Source organism: Sphingomonas faeni, from assembly GCF_040407505.1.
GTDB lineage: Bacteria > Pseudomonadota > Alphaproteobacteria > Sphingomonadales > Sphingomonadaceae > Sphingomonas > Sphingomonas faeni_E.
On the sequence record NZ_JAPZPQ010000010.1, the window covers coordinates 24,426 to 40,887 of the forward strand.

Sequence of the window (16,462 nt, forward strand, 5' to 3'; positions counted from 1 at the left end):
ACCGGGGAGGGTTTCATGCCCGCACAGCTTCTGAACGTCCTGATCTACGCCGGCATCGTGCTGTTCGCACTCGTCGTGATCGGCATCATCCTGACCCGGCTCTACCGCCGCGCGACCAAGGACGTGGCGCTGATCCGCACCGGCTTCGGCGGCGAGAAGGTCGTGCTCAACGGCGGCATCATGGTCATCCCGGTGCTCCACGAACTGATGCAGGTCCGCCTGACGACCGTGAAGCTGGAGGTGTCGCGCCTTAACAAGGATGCGCTGATCACCCTCGACAAGCTGCGGGTCGACGTCGTCGGGCTGTTCCACATCAAGGTGAAACCCGACGCGGAGTCGATCGCCGCCGCCGCGCAGACGCTCGGCGATTCGGTCAACAGCCCTGACGCGGTGAAGTCGCTGCTTGACGGCAAGCTCGTCTCCGCGCTGCGCTCGGTCGCCGCGACGATGACGATGGAGCACCTCCACGCCAACCGCGCCGACTTCATCCAGAAGGTGCAGGAGGCGCTGATGACCGATCTGGACATGAACGGCTTCCAGCTCGAGTCGGTCAGCATCACGCATTTCGATCAGACCGCGTTCGAGCATTTCAACGAGAACAATGCGTTCGATGCCGAGGGGCTGACCGTGCTCACCCGGACGATCGAGGAGCGCAAGAAGATCCGCAACGACATCGTCGCGACCAACCGCGTCGAGATCGAGCAGCGTAACCTCGACGCCAACAACCAGTCGCTCGAGATCGCACAGGCCGCCGAACAGGCACGCCTGACGCAGGAACAGACGCTCTCCGCCCGCCGCGCCGAACAGGCAACGGCCATTGCCACCGCCGAAGCCGAGCAGACCCGTCTGGCCGAGATCGCCCGCATCACAGCCACCGAGGCGCAGACCGTCGCGCAGACCGAAGCCGACAAGGTGATTCAGACCGCCACAATCGCGCGCGACGGTGCGATCCAGACCGCTACGATCGAGCGCGACCGCACCATCGAGATCGCGCGGATCACGACCGCTGTGCAGACTGCGCAGAAGTCCGAGGAGGAATCGACCGCCACCGCCGCCGCCAACGAAGCACGCGCACTCGCCGTGCGGGCGGAGGAAAGCGTCGCCACGGCCAAGGCAACTGAGATCGCCAACCGCAACAAGAACGTCGCCGTGATTGCCGCCACCCAGCGCGCGCAGGAAGAGGCCGTCGGCATAACCGTCGCCGCGACCGCCGAGAAGGAAGCCGCAGAGGCCCGCGCGAGTGCGTTGCGCACCGAAGCAACTGCCGAAGCCGATGCCGAGAAGGCCCGCGCGGAAGGTCGCGAGGCAGCGTTCAAGGTCGATGCCGCAGGTCAGGCATCGCTCAACGAAGCAACCAATCTGCTCAGCGACGCGCAGACCGCGCTGCTGATCCGCCGCGCAATGCTCGAAGCCCTGCCCGCGATCATCGCTGCGGCCAGCAAGCCGATGGAGAACATCGACAAGATCAGCATCCTCGATGCGCGCGGGCTTCACGGTGACGGCGGCAGCGACGGCGCATCTGGCGGTGGCCAGGGCAATCTCGCTGATGCTGCGGTCGCGGCGGCGATGCGCTACCGCGTCGGCGGCCCGCTCATCGACGGCCTGATGGCGGAACTCGGCATGAACGGCAGTTCGTTGAATGGCATGCTCAACGGGAGCAGCGCGGATGCGGCGCCTGCCCGAACCACCTCCACCGATGCTCACAAACATCCCGCGGCACTCAACGGCGGATCGGGCACCCCGCCAGCCTGATCGCATGACCCCGCAGACCCAGCCCTGGAAATCGATCTTCGGTTCGAAGAAGACGGCGCACACATCTTTGCGAGAGCCTTGGATAAACCTGCGTGGCTCTCGATCGAACAGCAGCATCGCCGCATCGGCGTTGGGCTCCGACGCGCGCACCGTTCAAGCCGTGCTGTTCGACAAGACGGCGGCCCGGAACTGGGCGCTGGGATGGCATCAGGACCGCACGATCCTCGTAGAGCATTATGCTGATATCGACGGGTTTGGCCCCTGGACGGTAAAGGCCGGCCTCAACCAAGTCGAACCGCCCTTCGCGATCCTAGAGCGGATGGTCACGACCCGCGTCCATCTCGACCCGGTCGACACAACAAATGCTCCGCTCCGGATCGTGCCAGGATCTCACCGGCCCGGTCGCCTGCGGGAAGCGAGCATCGAGCACATCGTCGAGGACCGCGGCGAGCCTCTGTGTCTGGCGAACCGCGGCGATGTCTGCTTCTACGCGACAACGGGCGCCGCTAATCCTCCACGTCGTCGACGCGTGCTCCAGATCGATTATGCGGTTATCGACTTGCCTAAGCCGGTCCGCTGGCACGGAGTGTGAATATCCGAGTGCCCCACCATCGCAGGATAATTTGCGTATCGTAAACGGCGCTTTCGGCTCCTCGATCCGAGAATCGAAGGGCAGAAGCCAACGCATTTACGCCCTTTTCAAGTCACGCCATGCAATAGCAATATGGAGTTAGGGGGGCCATCCTCCGGCTCCACCAGCGTGCCATTCCAAAAGCTGATCGGCGGTGCGTTGGACGCTTGCCCCGCGGACGCTTCGCGCCACGCCTTACGCACGCGCCGTTACCAAGCTATCACGTGGCATGGATGAATTGACGTGCAACGTGGTCGGCATCGACTTCCCGAACGCGGACCGGAGCAAGAGCAACCGCCGCATGTAACTTATGCTCTGCGCGCCCGGCGAACCGGTCGACCTGCGTCGCGAACCGAAGAACCCGCATGATGCCAACGCCGTTGCCGTCTTCAGCGGGCGAGGCGTGCAGATGGGCTATCTCTCGGCCGAACGCGCACCGCTGATCGGACGGCGCATGCAGGAGGACGAGCATGTCGCCGTATTCCAAGCCCTGATCGGCAGCTTCGGCTATGTCCGCATCCGCTTCGGCGGCGGCGCGCCGACCCTGCCGGATCCCGAAGCGCCCACGCCGACAAGATCTGGCCCGACGTCGTTCGATCCCGACGCGTTCTACCCCGACCCCGAAGGTCCCGAATGGGGCGCGTGACGCATTCCCCCCGAAGTGGGATTAACTAGATACCCTGCGCAGTGACCACGCGACCGGTCGCTTCCAGATCACGCGTCAGGTCCGCGAGGCAGCGGTCGACCAGCGCCTCGTCCGAACTCCGCACCACGAAGTTCGCGCCCGTCTTGCCGTCGCGAAAAAACGGATAGCTCCCGATCGCGACGCCCTCATGCGTCTTCTCCGCATCGCGCAGGATATCCGCGACCTCACTCTCTGCGACCCAGCACCCGATCGTCTTCGAGACCACCGGGCGCCCGCCCTCCAGCGTACCCGTCAGTGCATCGAGCATTCCGGCCGTAATGTGCGGCACGCCCGCCATGATGAAGATGTTGCCGATCCGGATGCCAGGAGCGCCCGACACCTTGTTGTCGATCAGGTCCGCCCCGACCGGTACTCGCGCCATCCTTGCGCGCGCTTCGGTGAGCCCGCCACGCGTCGCGTAATACGCCTCAAGCACCGCCATCGCGCGCGGATGATGCTCGACCGCGACGCCCAGCGCCTCGGCGATCGCATCGACCGTGATGTCGTCGTGAGTCGGCCCGATCCCGCCGGTCGTGAACAGGTAATCGTTGCGCGCGCGCAGGATGTTCACCGCCTCGACGATCGCCTCGGTCTTGTCGGCGACCACGCGCACCTCGGCGAGGCGGATGCCCTGCACGTTGAGCCAGGCCGCGATCTGCGCGACGTTCTTGTCCTGCGTGCGGCCCGACAGGATCTCGTCGCCGATGATCGTCAGCGCGGCCGTCCAGATGCGTTCTTGTGCCGGGTCTTGGGTCATGCCCCTCGCATAGCCTCGCAAAACCGCGCCCGCCACGCTATATCGCGCGTCATGACCGAATATGTAACCGTCACCTCGGACCAGCCCGACGCGCGCACCGGCGCGATCAAGCTCCACGGCCCCGCCGCCTTCGAAGGCATGATGAAGGCGGGCAGGCTTGCCGCCGAGACGCTCGACATGATCGTCCCGCACATGGTGCCGGGCGTGACCACAGCCGAGATCGACCGGCTGATCTATGACTTCATCGTCGCCGGCGGCGGCGTCCCCGCGACGCTCGGCTATCGCGGTTACACGCACAGCGTCTGCATCTCGATCAACCACGTCGTCTGCCACGGCATCCCGAGCGAGAAGATTCTGAAATCGGGCGATATCGTCAACGTCGACGTCACGCCCTTGCTCGACGGCTGGCACGGCGACACGAGCCGGATGTACCTGATCGGCGACGTGCCGATCAAGGCGCGCCGCCTCGTCGAAGTCACCTACGAGTGCCTGATGATCGGCATCGAGCACGCCAAGCCCGGCAACCGCATGGGCGACGTCGCCAACGCGATCCAGCGTCACGCGGAGAAGCACCGCTACGGCGTGGTCCGCGATTTCTGCGGCCACGGCGTCGGCCGCCTGTTCCACGACGCCCCCGAGGTCGTCCATGTCGGCAAGCCCGGCACCGGCCCCGAGCTTCGCCCCGGCATGATCTTCACGATCGAGCCGATGATCAACATCGGCCGGCCCGATGTGAAGCTGCTCGATGACGGCTGGACCGCGGTCACGCGCGATCGCTCGCTGTCCGCGCAGTTCGAGCATTCGATCGGCATTACGGAAGACGGCTGCGAGATCTTCACGCTCAGCCCCAAGGGCTACACGCAGCCGCCTTACGTATAACGTCAGCCTGCGGACACGTTCTTCACCGTACAGTCGGTGATGACGTGGCCGCTATATTCGAACGAACCCTTGCCGTTCCAATCCTTCGCCACGGCCAGCGCGGCGCTGAAGTGGGCGAGATACGATCCGATTCCGGGTGGTGGCACCGACACGACATATTGTCCGGTGACGTGCACGAGCAAGGTGTCGTGCCCGAACCCGGTGTGCAGGATCGCACCCATGACATGGGGAATGACGGTCGTGCCGTAAGGTGGTGGCAATGCTTGCGTGATTTGCGCCGATCCGGAGATTTGTCCGGTCGGTGCATTCACGCCGAGATCGAGATGAAGCGTCGGCGCGCCTGCAAATCCGCCATGCTTGACGTCCAGCTTTACTTGGTAATATCCAACCGGCTCGGTCATGAGTATTTCCTCCTCCGGATCCATGCTGATCCGTTACTGGAGTTCCTCACGGGACGACTGTCGAGTCCAGCGGGATTGGGTCCGAAACGAACCGGTCGAGACGTGTATGGACTGCCCCCGAAACCTTTCGCGCTGCTCCGCCACAGGAATCTGACGTACAAAGGGTGACGCGGACCGCCGGCACCGCTATCTGCCGCCCCATGACCGAGATCACACCGCAGATCGTCGCCGACCACGGCCTGTCCCCCGAAGAATATGAGCGCGTCCTGCGCGCCATCGGCCGCGAGCCGAACATGGTCGAACTCGGCATCTTCTCGGTCATGTGGTCCGAGCATTGCAGCTACAAATCCAGCAAGATCCACCTGATGAAACTGCCCACCAAGGGCCCCCGCGTCATCTGCGGCCCCGGCGAGAACGCCGGCGTCGTCGATATCGGCGACAACCAGGCGGCGATCTTCAAGATGGAGAGCCACAACCACCCGTCCTATATCGAACCATATCAGGGCGCGGCAACCGGCGTCGGCGGCATCCTGCGCGACGTCTTCACGATGGGCGCGCGGCCGATCGCCAACCTCAACGCGCTGCGCTTCGGCCGGCCCGATCACCCCAAGATGCGCCACCTGATCTCAGGCGTCGTCCACGGCATCGGCGGCTACGGCAATTGCGTCGGCGTCCCGACCGTCGGCGGCGAGGTGAACTTCCACTCGGCGTATGACGGCAACATCCTGGTCAACGCGATGACCGTCGGGATCGCCGACCAGGACAAGATCTTCTATTCGGCCGCCAGCGGCATCGGCAATCCGATCGTCTATGTCGGCAGCAAGACCGGCCGCGACGGCATCCACGGCGCGACGATGGCCTCGGCCGATTTCGGCGAGGATTCGGACGCCAAGCGCCCGACCGTGCAGGTCGGCGATCCGTTCACCGAGAAGCTGCTGATCGAAGCCTGCCTTGAGTTGATGGCGACCGACGTGATCGTCGCGATCCAGGACATGGGCGCCGCGGGCCTTACCTCGTCCGCGGTCGAGATGGCGTCGAAGGGCGGCGTCGGCATCGAGCTGACGATGGACGACGTGCCGCAGCGCGAGACCGGCATGACGCCGTACGAGATGATGCTCTCGGAATCGCAGGAGCGCATGCTGATGGTCCTCAAGCCCGGCCGCGAGGCCGAGGCCGAGGCGATCTTCAAGAAGTGGGAGCTCGATTTCGCGGTGATCGGCCGCGTCACCGATACCGGCCGGATGGTGCTGAATTTCAGGGGCGAGACCGTCTGCGACATCCCGCTCGGGCCTTTAGCTGACGAAGCACCGCTATACGATCGCCCGCACGTCCCGACGCCCAAGCCCGCGCCGCTCGAAAACGCGCCGCACAGCAGCGACATCGCCGCCGACCTGCTCACGCTGATGGGCTCGCCCGACGTCGCCTCGCGCCGCTGGATCTGGGAACAATACGATCACATGGTCGGTGCCGACACGGTGCAGCGCCCCGGTGGCGATGCCGCGGTCGTCCGCGTCCACGGCACGCAGAAGGCGCTGGCGATGACCACCGACTGCACGCCGCGTTACTGTTTCGCCGACCCGGTCGAGGGCGGCAAGCAGGCGGTCGCCGAAGCGTGGCGCAACCTGACCGCGGTCGGCGCACTGCCGCTCGCCGTCACCAACTGCCTCAACTTCGCCAACCCGCAGCGCCCCGAGATCATGGGCCAGATCGTCGGTTGCCTCGAAGGCATGAGCGACGCGTGCATCGCGCTCGACTTCCCGATCGTGTCGGGCAACGTCTCGCTCTACAATGAATCGAAGGCGACCGGCGGTGGCTCGGCGATCCTGCCGACGCCGGCGATCGGCGCGATCGGCCTGCTGGCGGACTGGCAGAAGAATGCGACGATCGCGTTCAAGGGCTCGGGCGACATCATCCTCGCGGTCGGCACGCGCGGCGGCCATCTCGGCCAGTCGCTCTGGCTACGCGAATGCCACGGCCGCGAACAGCTCGACGCCGGCCCGCCGCCGCCGGTCGATCTCGCTGCCGAGCGCCGTGTCGGCGACCTGATCCGCGAAGCGATCGCGTTGGGCCATCTGACCGCGGTCCACGACGTCTCCGACGGCGGCATCGCCGTGACGCTGGCCGAGATGGCACTCGCCGGCGGGATCGGCGCAATGATCGACCGTAAGCAGCCGTTCGACTGCGCACGCTCGTTCTTCGCGGAGGATCAGGGCGTCTATATCGTCACCGTCGACGATCATTCGCTGCTCGACTTCCTCGGCGCCGCGCATGCGGCGGACGTCGAAGCCGAACCCTTGGGGCGCACCGGCGGCAAGCGCCTGATCTTCGAACGCCCCGACCGCGACGACGTGATCGCGTTGGATACGTTGCGCACCGCGCACGAGGGGTTCTTCCCGAAGCTGATGGGCGTGGATGCAGCACTGGCATGATGTGCTGGGCGGCGGCGATTGAGCGCGCGCGCCCAACAAGGAGGAACCACCCCGGCGAAGGCCGGGGCCCAACTGGGAGAGCCGCAGTAACGAAGCGCTGCCCCCAGTTACAACCGTCCCCCAATTGGGCCCCGGCCTCCGCCGGGGTGGTTGTCCTTTGCGGTAAGACACCAACCTCAAACATAGAATGTTTCCCCGCGAAGGCGGGGACCCAGTCTGGGCTCCCGCCTTCGCGGGAGAACAACAAGCCAAGAATGTCGTCCGATCGAGCTAAAGCAGAGTTCGGCGCGCCCCCCGCTCCGTCATCCCAGCGAAAGATGGGATCTCCCACATCGGACCACAGCGCTCGCCAACAGCAATACCCCAGCTTCCGCTAGGGTGACGGCGGAGGCGGAGCGGCTCGGAGAACGACAGGCGATGTGCGGCAGGGCATCACGCAGAAACGACAAGTGGATCACATCACCGACCAGCTGACGGATCCACCAAAACGACACGCCACGCTACCTAAGACACCCGTCAAACCGCCCTGTCCTACACCACCGCGATATGCCAGCGTCGAACCATGACCGCATTACTCTCCTGCCGCGCTACCAAGACGCCGAGCCCGAACCCAAGCGTCGATCAAGCACCGCCCAAGTCCGTCCGACCCACCCAACACCGACCACTCTTACAGTGCAGCCAAACGCGACCACGTCATGGCTCACCCCCTGTAACGCCCCCGCGAAATACTGCACCAGCCTCTGCACTTTGTGCACTTCCGACATTTCGCATGACCCCCACCCCCTCCAAAATGGCCACGCTCAACGTCCTCCACGGCGCCGACGCCATGACGACCGCCGGCATCAAAAGCCCCGCATTCCAACCAGCACAACGCTCCCGCGAAATGCTGCACCAGCGTCTGCACTTCGTGCACTTCCGGCGTTCCGCATGACCCCCGCCCCCACAAGAATCGCAACGCTCGACCTCATCCGAGGCATCGCCGTCATGGGCATCCTCGCCTCAAACATCGCCGCATTCGGCTTTCCCGAATTCGCCTACATGACCCCCGCCTCGATGGGCTGGCCAAGCACGCCCGACCTGATCGCCTGGACCACCACCTTCATCGTCATCGACGGCAAGATGCGCGGGCTGTTCTCGTTCCTGTTCGGCGCGTCGATGCTGCTGGTCATCGACCGGGCCGAGGCGAGCGGCGAAGACCCGGCGACCGTCCACCTACGCCGCATGGCATGGCTGTTCGTGTTCGGCATCGCGCATCTGTACATGCTCTGGTGGGGCGACATCCTAGCTCACTACGCACTGGTCGGCGCGATCGCGTACATGTTCGCCCGGTTGCCGATCCGCTGGATGATCGGCGTCGGGCTCGCCTGCATCGCGTTCCAGACGGTCGAGCTGACGACGCTCGTCGCCTACACGTTCGACCTCCACGGCGCCGCGCACCGGCCGGGCGCAACGGCGCGCGTAATCACGAACTGGCAGCTGTTGGCGGATCAATTCGGCCAGCCCTCCCCCGCCTCCGTCACCCGCGAACTCGCCATCGGACGTGGCGGATGGCGCGATCTGGTCGCGTGGCGCTGGACGCACGCCGCTGGGCCGATCACGTCCCTCACCGCCACTGGTCCGGAAACGCTAGGCTTCATGCTGTTCGGCATGGCGGGGCTGCGATCGGGGTTCCTGACGGGGGAATGGTCGCGGCGACGCTACACGGTGATTGCGGTCGTCGGGATCGGACTCGGCTGGATTTGCTATGCGGCCATCGCGGCGTTCGACATCGCCCACGGGTTCGACGCGCGCTATGTCGCCCTGTCGTGGTTGACGCTTGCCACCCCGCTCAGGCCACTTACGATCATCGGCTATGCGGCCGCGATCATCCTGTTCGCACGACCCGGCGGCTGGCTGACGACTCGCGTCTCCGCGGCAGGACGGATGGCGTTCTCCAACTATCTCGGCACGACGCTGATCTGCACCACCATCTTCTACGGCTACGGCTTCGGACTGTACGGCGACCTCTCCCGCGCTCAGCTATACCTCGTCGTCGTGCCGATCTGGTTGCTGATGCTACTCTGGTCGAAGCCGTGGCTCGACCGCTTCCGCTACGGCCCGCTCGAATGGCTATGGCGCAGCCTCTCTCGCTTCGCGTGGCAGCCGATGCGCGGTTCGGCATTCACGGCCAACCGATGACGCTATTTGCGAATAAGACGCAAAAGGGCTTGCGAGTGGTTCGCATTATCCGTATCCCGTGCTTACAACTAGGGAGTTCCCATGGTCGTCTGCGTTTGCAATGCCATACGAGAATCCGACGTTCGCAACTGCGCACGCGGCGGTTGCACGACACCGTGCCAGGCCTTCCGTTCGATGGGCCGGAAACCGAAATGCGGCCAGTGCACATCGATAGCGCGAGCGATTATCGACGAGGAACGCGCGGCTGCATAAGCGTCGCAACAGCTAAGAAAGCCCGGAAAACCGCCATTTTTGGGGGTTGTGCTAATCTGGGTCAGCCCGCTACATGCTCCTCAGAGGTGACGGAGATATGGCCATGCGCGGCGACCCCCAAGTAATCGAATTCCTGAACGAGGCGCTCAAGAACGAGCTGACCGCGGTCAACCAATATTGGCTCCATTACCGGATGCTCGAGCATTGGGGCGTCTACAAGCTCGCCCAGTACGAGCGGATGGAATCGATCGACGAGATGAAGCACGCCGACTGGTTGTCGGAGCGCATCCTATTCCTCGATGGCCTGCCGAACTTCCAGCTGCTCGGCCGCCTCCGCATCGGCGAGACCGTCGAGGAAGTGCTGAAGTCGGACCTCGCGCTCGAAGTCGAGGCGACCGTCCAGCTCAAGGGTGCGATTTCGTACTGCGAAGAGGTCAAGGACTATATCAGCCGCGACCTGTTCGCCCGCATCCTCGCTAGCGAGGAAGAGCATGTCGATACGCTCGAGCGTCAGTTCGAGATGATCGCGCGGATGGGCATCCACAACTACATCCAGCTCAACTCGATCTCGGAACATGATTCGCCCAAAGCTGGCGCGGCGCCGTATCTGAAGGCCTGACCCACCCCCCTGTCATCTCGCCGAAAGGTGGGGTGACAGGGCAGCATTGTCCGCCAGTTGGCGACGAATTTATTCCCCGCCGAACCCGGTCGGTACGGCGCGACGACCAAACCCACCGCCCGCAATGGGCTTGCGCACTGCGACCGGATTGGCCTCGCGCTCCAGCAGCGTCAGCGTCTCGACGAACAGCGGCCGCAACCGGACGATATGCTCCAGCGCCTCGTCGGGCGTGTCCTGCATTTCCAAACAATCGCGCGCGATCGTCTCGATAGCCTCGGCCAGATCGGCGAGCGGCTCCGCTCCGAACTGTCGTGCTTCACCCTTGAGCGTATGCGCGGGAATCACCATTGCCGCCGCATTGAGCGCGCGCATCCCCGCCTCGATCGCGGCAACCGACTTCACGCCGTCCTCACGAAAATATCCGAGGATGCGGCCAAATCCCGCGCCCAGTTCGTTGCGGGCCTGCACGAACGCGGGCCAATTGATCAGGGTGCTTCCCTCGAACGCCACTGTCGCCTTCTCCCGTTAAGCAAATAGCGCCATGAAGGTCAGAGCTGTATCATACATAACCTAGGTAAACACAGTGTTGTGATACTAACGACAAGTTACGACAAAGATTGAATTGGATACATCCAAAACGATTTCTATCGTCGCATTGGCGGACGCCGCGACCGCCGCGAGTTCGGTCGGGGCTTGAGGGTCATCCGCTATCACCTCGACGCGGGTCGCACCGACGCGCAACGCGCGGGCGAGCCGCACCGCAGGCCAAGGACAAAGCATGCCCCTGGCGTCGATACGGACCTCGCCCGACACCACGCCTAGTGGCCGCCGCCGCCCTTGCCGTCGTCGTACGGATTCTTCGGCGCGCGGAACATCAACCGGACGGGAACCGCGCCGAAGCCCAGATCCTTGCGCATCGAATTGACCAGATAGCGCTCGTAGCTAGCCGGGAGCTGATCGACGCGCGTGCCGAAGATGACGAAGCTCGGCGGGCGTGTCTTGACCTGGGTGACGTAGCGCATCTTGATCCGCTTGCCGCCCGGAGCAGGTGGCGGCGTTGCCTCGATCGCGCGCTCGAACCAGCGGTTGAGTTCACCGGTGCCGACACGCTTCGACCATGCGTCGCGCGTGTCGAAGCACGCTTGCAGCAACTGGTCGATGCCCTTGCCGGTCGCACCGGACACGGTCATCACGGTGACGCCCTTGACCTGGCTCAGTCCATCTTCGAGCGCACGCTTGACGCCGTTGAACAACGACGACGCGCTTTCCGCGATGTCCCATTTGTTGAGCGCGATGACGAGCGCACGGCCCTCCTGCAGCACCTTGTCGGCGATGCGGAGGTCCTGCGCCTCGAGGCCGAGCGTGGCGTCGAGCAGCAGCACGACGACCTCGGCGAAGTCGACCGCGTGGAGCGCATCCTCGACCGACATCTTCTCGAGCTTGTCCTGCACCTTGGCACGCTTGCGCATGCCCGCGGTGTCGATCAGGCGAACCTTGCGCGCTTCGCCGCCGGTCGGGTGCCAGTCGTAATCGACGCTGATCGAATCGCGCGTGATGCCGGCTTCGGGGCCGGTGATCATGCGGTCTTCGCCGAGAATGCGGTTGACGAGCGTCGACTTGCCCGCATTCGGGCGGCCGACAATCGCGAGCTTCAGCGGGCCCTCATATTCGTTGTCCGGCTGTTCCTCGGGCGGCTCTTCCTTGCCTTCGAGCAGCGGGAGCAGGCCTTCGAACAGGTCGCCCATACCTTCGCCGTGCTCGGCCGACAGTTGGACCGGGTCGCCGAAGCCTAGTGCGAGCGATTCGAGAATACCGTCTTCGCCTGCACGACCTTCGGCCTTGTTGGCAACGAGAAGAACGGGGACGTCGGCGGTGCGGAGCCAGCGCGCGATCTCCTCGTCGAGTGGCACGATGCCGGCGCGCGCGTCGAAGAGGAACAGCGCGACGTCGGCTTGCTCGACCGCGGCTTCGGTCTGCTGGCGCATCCGGCCGGGCAGAGTCTGCGCGTCGTGGTCTTCGTAGCCGGCGGTATCGATGATGCGGAATTCGAGGCCGATCAGCGACGCGTCACCTTCGCGACGGTCGCGCGTGACGCCGGGCCGGTCATCGACCAGCGCGAGCTTCTTGCCGACGAGGCGGTTGAACAGGGTCGACTTGCCGACATTTGGGCGGCCGACGATTGCGACCACGGGGAGTTTGGACATGAGGGGGCCTTAGCGCGTGTCGCGCCAAAGGTCACCTAGTCCCTCGCCCCTTCGGGGAGAGGGAGGGAGGAGCCTTGGGCGACGGAAGGGTGAGGGGAGCGATCCGAGCCTCACTCCCCTCACCCTTCCCACCCGGCTTCGCCGTGCGGGCCCCTTCCCTCTCCCCGACGGGGAGAGGGAGCTTCGATCACCGGTACGCGGTGACCTTGCCCTTCTGGTCGAGCGTGTAGAGCGTCGAGTTCGCCACGATCGGTGGCAGCGAGAACGGCGTCTTGGTCTCGATCGTCGAACTTACCGTACCGTCCGTCGGCGAGACGAAATTAATCTCGCCGCGCGAGTTGGTCAGGACCAAGCGGTTGCCGGCGAGGATCGGACCAAACCACGTAATCGCGTTGCTGCGCTTCTTCTCGTTCTGGAAGCGCGGCAGCTGGGCGATCCAGCGAGCCTTGCCGTTCGATCGCGACAAGCAGACCAGCTTGGCATCGTCGGTCACCACGAACAGCCATTCGCCCGCGATCCACGGCGTCGAGATGCCGGCGAAGTTCTGCTCCCACAGACGCTGTCCGGTCGACAGCTCGAGCGCGACCATGCGGCCGCCCTGCCCGACCGCATAGACGCGGCCGCCGTCGATCACCGGCGCGGCGTCGATGTCCGACAGGCTCGACACCGACGTAGTGACCGAGGTGCGCGACAGCGCGTCCTGCCACAGGATACGGCCGTTCTCGTACCGATACGCACTGAGTTCGCCGCTGGAGAAGCCGGCGACGACGGTACCCTGGCTCACGGCGGGGGCCGCGACGCCGAACACGCCCTGTGTCTCGAGCGTGCCCGACTGGACCCACTGGACCTTGCCGTCGGCCTGGTTGAGCGAGAAGACCTGATTGTCCTGCGTCAGGACATAGACCGCGCCGTTGGCGACGGTCGGCGATCCGCGGAGCGGCGCGCCGGGCTTGGCACGCCACAAGATCGCGCCGTCGGCAGCGCTCATCGCGACGACGTCGCCGACGCCGTCGGTGGCGTAGAGCTTGCCGTCGTCATAGCTGACACCACCGCCGAAGCGTGCCGCCTTGTTGAGCTTGCCCTCGGTGATCCCCGCGCTCCACAGCGAGGCGCCGGTATCGGCGGTGAAGGCATGGATCGTCGCGGTGACGTCGGTGACGAACAACTTGCCGTCGGCAACGACCGGCGCCGCGCCGAGACGTTCGCGGTTCGAGCCACCATCGATGGTCATCTGCCAGGCGCGCTTCGGCTGATCGCCGAGCGCAAGCTGGCCCATCGACTTGGCAGGGTTGCCGCCGGGCTGGGCCCAGGCGTCGTTGACCGCGGGGGCCGGTAACAGGACCTGGACGTCGGCGATCGTCTTGTCGGTCTCGACCTCGTTCTCCGACACCAGGATCGAAACGCGGTCGCCTACCGTCGGCGTCTTCTTGTTGCCGCCGCCCTTGAAAATCCCGCAACCGCTGAGCGCCACCAGCGCGGCGACGGCGACCGTCACCCGATATGTCTTCATCATTGCGCCTTGGTATCCTCGTTTGATGCAGCCGGGGTGATCACCCTGGCAGTAGCGCCCGTGCTGGCAACAGCGTCCACACCCAGTACGCCAGCCATCTGAACCGCGCGTTGACGGATCGTCTCGGGCACGCCGGTATCGCGCGCGACCTGGCCGAACATGGTCCCCGCCTGCTGGCGCTGGTTCATGCGGAGATAGGAAATCGCGACCATCTCGCCCGCGCTGCCGAGCCACGGACCACCGGGCACGGCCAGCGGCCGAAGCCGCTCGACGACGACCTGTGGCTTCAGCGTGTCGAACTCAGCCGAGGTCTGGCGAACCAGCGCGAGATCGCGGAACGGCTTTGCCAGCGACGTGTCCGCAGCGATCGCGCCCAGCTTGGCGGCGGCGCCCTTCAGGTCATCCTTCTGGAGGAGGACGTCGGCCTGCGTGAACATCGCCAGCGCGCGATAGCCGTCGCGGTTCGACTTGGCGAGTTCGGCAAGCGGCTTCGCAGCGGCTGCGGCGTTGTTCGCGCCAAGCGAGTCGTAGGCGGCCTGGAGCTGCTCGCCCTCGACGCCCGCGGCCTCGCCATTGTAATGCTGCCAGTAGAGGAAGCAGGCGAGTGCGGCGAGTGCCGCGACGATGGCGGCCCCGACCCAGATGCCCCAGTTCGTCCAAAACCCGGCGAGCTGGTCGCGTCGCAGTTCTTCGTCGACCTCACGCAGGAATGCTTGATCGGTTTTCGGCGGGAGGGCCAAGGAATGCTCCGGAAATAGTGAGGGGGTGGGCGGCGCGGACCTTAGCCGCGCCGGAACCGAAACGGAAGCGGATCAATCCTTGGGCGCGTAGACCTGCTCGGCGCCCGGAAATGCGCGCGATCTGACATCGTCGGCATAGGTCTGCGTCGCGGAGGAAATCGTGTCGGCGATGTCGGCGAACCGCTTCACGAACTTCGCGGTACGCTCGAACATCCCGAGCATGTCCTCGGTCACCAGCACCTGTCCGTCGCACTGCGCCGATGCACCGATGCCGATCGTCGGACACGCGATCGAGTTGGTGATTTCGATCGCGATCGGCTCGACCACGCCTTCGATCACCAGCGAGAACGCGCCGGCCTCGGCGATGCTCTGCGCGTCTGCGACGATCTTGGCGGCTTCCTCGGGCGTCCGGCCCCGCGCGCCATAACCACCGAGGACGTTGACCGCCTGTGGAGTCAGGCCGACATGACCCATCACCGGAATGCCGCGCTCGGTCAGGAACCTGACGGTCGGCGCCATTGCAGTACCGCCTTCGAGCTTCACCGCCGCCGCACCGGTCTGCTTCAGGAGAAACGCCGCGCTTTCGAACGCCTTTTCGGGCGATGCTTCGTAACTGCCGAACGGCATGTCGATCACCACCACCGCGTGATAGCTGCCGCGCACCACCGCAGCGCCGTGCGCCGCCATCATGTCCAGCGTGACGGGCACGGTCGAGGGCAGGCCGTAGATCACCTGCCCCAGGCTGTCGCCGACCAGCAGCATGTCGCAGTGGGGATCGAGAAGTTGCGCCGTCCGCACCGTGTAGGCGGTGAGCATGACGAGGGGCGTCTTGCCCTTCTGGCGGCGGATCGCGGGGATCGTCAGGCGCTTGAGCGGCGCGGGCGTCGGGTTGGCGCGACTCGTCGCGGTGTCGAGGGTGTAGGTCGTGGACATGGCGGCGCTAATAGCGTGCGGCGTCGCGCTCGCCCAGTGTCGTGCGCGTCATACTGCCCAGCCCTTTAGCCGCGCATGGCCGACGAGCCAGAGCGTGAACGCCGCGACCGCGATGATGACGAGGGGCAAGCCCAGCGTCTCGCTCGCACCCTTGTGCGCGACGATGTCGGTCGAGGTGAACAACCAGCCGAACTGCGCGATCGTCGCCACCAGCGACGCGATCAGGAACGGACGCGCGTTGGCGCGCCGCATGAACAGCAGCACCGCACCGATCAGGCCGGTCAGGACCGCGACGGCAAACAACGGATCATACCAATTAGGCAACGCTGCGTAGAGCGCGCGGTCATAGGCGCTCGCCTGCCCCATCGCGTCGGCGCCGAGCCTAAGCTGTTGCAGGCACATGAAACATCCGACGAGACCCCAGAGAACGAGCACGCCCGTCGTCATGCGAAACCACAAGGGCCCCTGTCGTACGAAGAACATGTCGCCGCC

The 16,462-nt window shown here is 65.1% G+C and carries 18 protein-coding genes; 9 read left to right on the top strand and 9 right to left on the bottom strand.

Annotated elements, in window-relative coordinates:
• Positions 1–15: 15 nt before the first annotated feature.
• The 3 genes from O6X71_RS19715 (at position 16) to O6X71_RS19725 (ending at position 3,029) form a co-directional block, all read left to right on the top strand.
• Entirely contained in the window at positions 16–1,752 is a 1,737-nt protein-coding gene (locus tag O6X71_RS19715; RefSeq protein ID WP_353467374.1) for a flotillin family protein, read from the top strand.
• A gap of 4 nt (positions 1,753–1,756) precedes the next feature.
• Complete coding sequence (locus tag O6X71_RS19720; protein ID WP_353467375.1) at positions 1,757–2,344, top strand: phytanoyl-CoA dioxygenase family protein; 588 nt, start codon at positions 1,757–1,759, stop codon at positions 2,342–2,344.
• Positions 2,345–2,693: 349 nt separating this feature from the next.
• Positions 2,694–3,029, top strand: a complete 336-nt coding sequence (locus O6X71_RS19725; RefSeq protein WP_353467376.1) for an HIRAN domain-containing protein — start codon at positions 2,694–2,696, stop codon at positions 3,027–3,029.
• 25 nt (positions 3,030–3,054) lie between these two features.
• Here the strand turns inward: O6X71_RS19725 and O6X71_RS19730 are convergent, their stop codons facing one another.
• Positions 3,055–3,825 (bottom strand): competence/damage-inducible protein A, encoded by a 771-nt coding sequence (locus O6X71_RS19730; RefSeq protein ID WP_353467377.1) that lies wholly within the window; start codon positions 3,823–3,825, stop codon positions 3,055–3,057.
• A gap of 51 nt (positions 3,826–3,876) precedes the next feature.
• On the opposite strand from O6X71_RS19730, the gene map reads away from it, so the two are divergent.
• Entirely contained in the window at positions 3,877–4,704 is an 828-nt protein-coding gene (gene map / locus O6X71_RS19735; RefSeq protein WP_353467378.1) for a type I methionyl aminopeptidase, read from the top strand.
• A 2-nt stretch (positions 4,705–4,706) separates the two neighbouring features.
• Here the strand turns inward: map and O6X71_RS19740 are convergent, their stop codons facing one another.
• Entirely contained in the window at positions 4,707–5,105 is a 399-nt protein-coding gene (locus O6X71_RS19740; protein WP_353467379.1) for a DUF1842 domain-containing protein, read from the bottom strand.
• A gap of 200 nt (positions 5,106–5,305) precedes the next feature.
• Here O6X71_RS19740 and purL point away from each other — a divergent pair, with 200 nt between their 5' ends.
• From purL to bfr, 5 genes are all read left to right on the top strand, one after another.
• Positions 5,306–7,534 carry a phosphoribosylformylglycinamidine synthase subunit PurL gene (gene purL, locus O6X71_RS19745; protein WP_353467380.1) on the top strand — a complete coding sequence of 743 codons (2,229 nt, stop codon included), beginning with the start codon at positions 5,306–5,308 and terminating at the stop codon, positions 7,532–7,534.
• 790 nt (positions 7,535–8,324) lie between these two features.
• Positions 8,325–8,465, top strand: a complete 141-nt coding sequence (locus O6X71_RS19750) for a hypothetical protein (protein WP_353467381.1) — start codon at positions 8,325–8,327, stop codon at positions 8,463–8,465.
• Positions 8,462–9,712 (top strand): DUF418 domain-containing protein, encoded by a 1,251-nt coding sequence (locus O6X71_RS19755; protein ID WP_353467382.1) that lies wholly within the window; start codon positions 8,462–8,464, stop codon positions 9,710–9,712. The genes O6X71_RS19750 and O6X71_RS19755 overlap by 4 nt, the downstream gene beginning before the upstream one ends.
• Before the next feature lie 81 nt (positions 9,713–9,793).
• Positions 9,794–9,964 carry a (2Fe-2S)-binding protein gene (locus tag O6X71_RS19760; RefSeq protein WP_082441433.1) on the top strand — a complete coding sequence of 57 codons (171 nt, stop codon included), beginning with the start codon at positions 9,794–9,796 and terminating at the stop codon, positions 9,962–9,964.
• A gap of 103 nt (positions 9,965–10,067) precedes the next feature.
• Positions 10,068–10,583, top strand: a complete 516-nt coding sequence (gene bfr / locus O6X71_RS19765) for a bacterioferritin (protein WP_120299669.1) — start codon at positions 10,068–10,070, stop codon at positions 10,581–10,583.
• Positions 10,584–10,652: 69 nt separating this feature from the next.
• Here bfr and O6X71_RS19770 read toward each other — a convergent pair whose 3' ends face one another.
• The 7 genes from O6X71_RS19770 to O6X71_RS19800 form a co-directional block, all read right to left on the bottom strand.
• Positions 10,653–11,093, bottom strand: coding sequence for an Hpt domain-containing protein (locus O6X71_RS19770; RefSeq protein WP_353467383.1), 441 nt, complete (start codon positions 11,091–11,093; stop codon positions 10,653–10,655).
• An 84-nt stretch (positions 11,094–11,177) separates the two neighbouring features.
• Complete coding sequence (locus tag O6X71_RS19775) at positions 11,178–11,399, bottom strand: sulfurtransferase TusA family protein (protein WP_353467384.1); 222 nt, start codon at positions 11,397–11,399, stop codon at positions 11,178–11,180.
• Positions 11,400–11,401: 2 nt separating this feature from the next.
• Positions 11,402–12,787 carry a ribosome biogenesis GTPase Der gene (gene der / locus O6X71_RS19780; protein ID WP_056062647.1) on the bottom strand — a complete coding sequence of 462 codons (1,386 nt, stop codon included), beginning with the start codon at positions 12,785–12,787 and terminating at the stop codon, positions 11,402–11,404.
• Positions 12,788–12,974: 187 nt separating this feature from the next.
• The gene (locus O6X71_RS19785; RefSeq protein WP_353467385.1) at positions 12,975–14,300 is read right to left on the bottom strand and encodes a PQQ-binding-like beta-propeller repeat protein; all 1,326 of its coding nucleotides are present in this window, start codon (positions 14,298–14,300) and stop codon (positions 12,975–12,977) included.
• Positions 14,297–15,037: a tetratricopeptide repeat protein gene (locus O6X71_RS19790; RefSeq protein WP_353467386.1), complete on the bottom strand. Its 741-nt coding sequence runs from the start codon at positions 15,035–15,037 to the stop codon at positions 14,297–14,299. Before O6X71_RS19790 ends, O6X71_RS19785 begins: the two co-directional genes overlap by 4 nt.
• Before the next feature lie 72 nt (positions 15,038–15,109).
• Complete coding sequence (panB, locus tag O6X71_RS19795) at positions 15,110–15,970, bottom strand: 3-methyl-2-oxobutanoate hydroxymethyltransferase (RefSeq protein WP_353467387.1); 861 nt, start codon at positions 15,968–15,970, stop codon at positions 15,110–15,112.
• A 48-nt stretch (positions 15,971–16,018) separates the two neighbouring features.
• Complete coding sequence (locus tag O6X71_RS19800) at positions 16,019–16,453, bottom strand: hypothetical protein (protein ID WP_353467388.1); 435 nt, start codon at positions 16,451–16,453, stop codon at positions 16,019–16,021.
• Between the last annotated feature and the right edge of the window lie 9 nt (positions 16,454–16,462).

Coding starts and splice junctions, on each gene's coding strand:
- O6X71_RS19760 (WP_082441433.1), top strand. CDS start 9,794: ATGGTCGTCTGCGTTTGCAATGCCATACGAGAATCCGACGTTCGCAAC.
- O6X71_RS19785 (WP_353467385.1), bottom strand. CDS start 14,300: ATGATGAAGACATATCGGGTGACGGTCGCCGTCGCCGCGCTGGTGGCG.
- O6X71_RS19800 (WP_353467388.1), bottom strand. CDS start 16,453: ATGTTCTTCGTACGACAGGGGCCCTTGTGGTTTCGCATGACGACGGGC.
- O6X71_RS19725 (WP_353467376.1), top strand. CDS start 2,694: ATGCTCTGCGCGCCCGGCGAACCGGTCGACCTGCGTCGCGAACCGAAG.
- panB (WP_353467387.1), bottom strand. CDS start 15,970: ATGTCCACGACCTACACCCTCGACACCGCGACGAGTCGCGCCAACCCG.
- O6X71_RS19730 (WP_353467377.1), bottom strand. CDS start 3,825: ATGACCCAAGACCCGGCACAAGAACGCATCTGGACGGCCGCGCTGACG.
- O6X71_RS19755 (WP_353467382.1), top strand. CDS start 8,462: ATGACCCCCGCCCCCACAAGAATCGCAACGCTCGACCTCATCCGAGGC.
- O6X71_RS19720 (WP_353467375.1), top strand. CDS start 1,757: ATGACCCCGCAGACCCAGCCCTGGAAATCGATCTTCGGTTCGAAGAAG.
- O6X71_RS19715 (WP_353467374.1), top strand. CDS start 16: ATGCCCGCACAGCTTCTGAACGTCCTGATCTACGCCGGCATCGTGCTG.
- map (WP_353467378.1), top strand. CDS start 3,877: ATGACCGAATATGTAACCGTCACCTCGGACCAGCCCGACGCGCGCACC.
- O6X71_RS19740 (WP_353467379.1), bottom strand. CDS start 5,105: ATGACCGAGCCGGTTGGATATTACCAAGTAAAGCTGGACGTCAAGCAT.
- purL (WP_353467380.1), top strand. CDS start 5,306: ATGACCGAGATCACACCGCAGATCGTCGCCGACCACGGCCTGTCCCCC.
- O6X71_RS19750 (WP_353467381.1), top strand. CDS start 8,325: ATGGCCACGCTCAACGTCCTCCACGGCGCCGACGCCATGACGACCGCC.
- bfr (WP_120299669.1), top strand. CDS start 10,068: ATGCGCGGCGACCCCCAAGTAATCGAATTCCTGAACGAGGCGCTCAAG.
- der (WP_056062647.1), bottom strand. CDS start 12,787: ATGTCCAAACTCCCCGTGGTCGCAATCGTCGGCCGCCCAAATGTCGGC.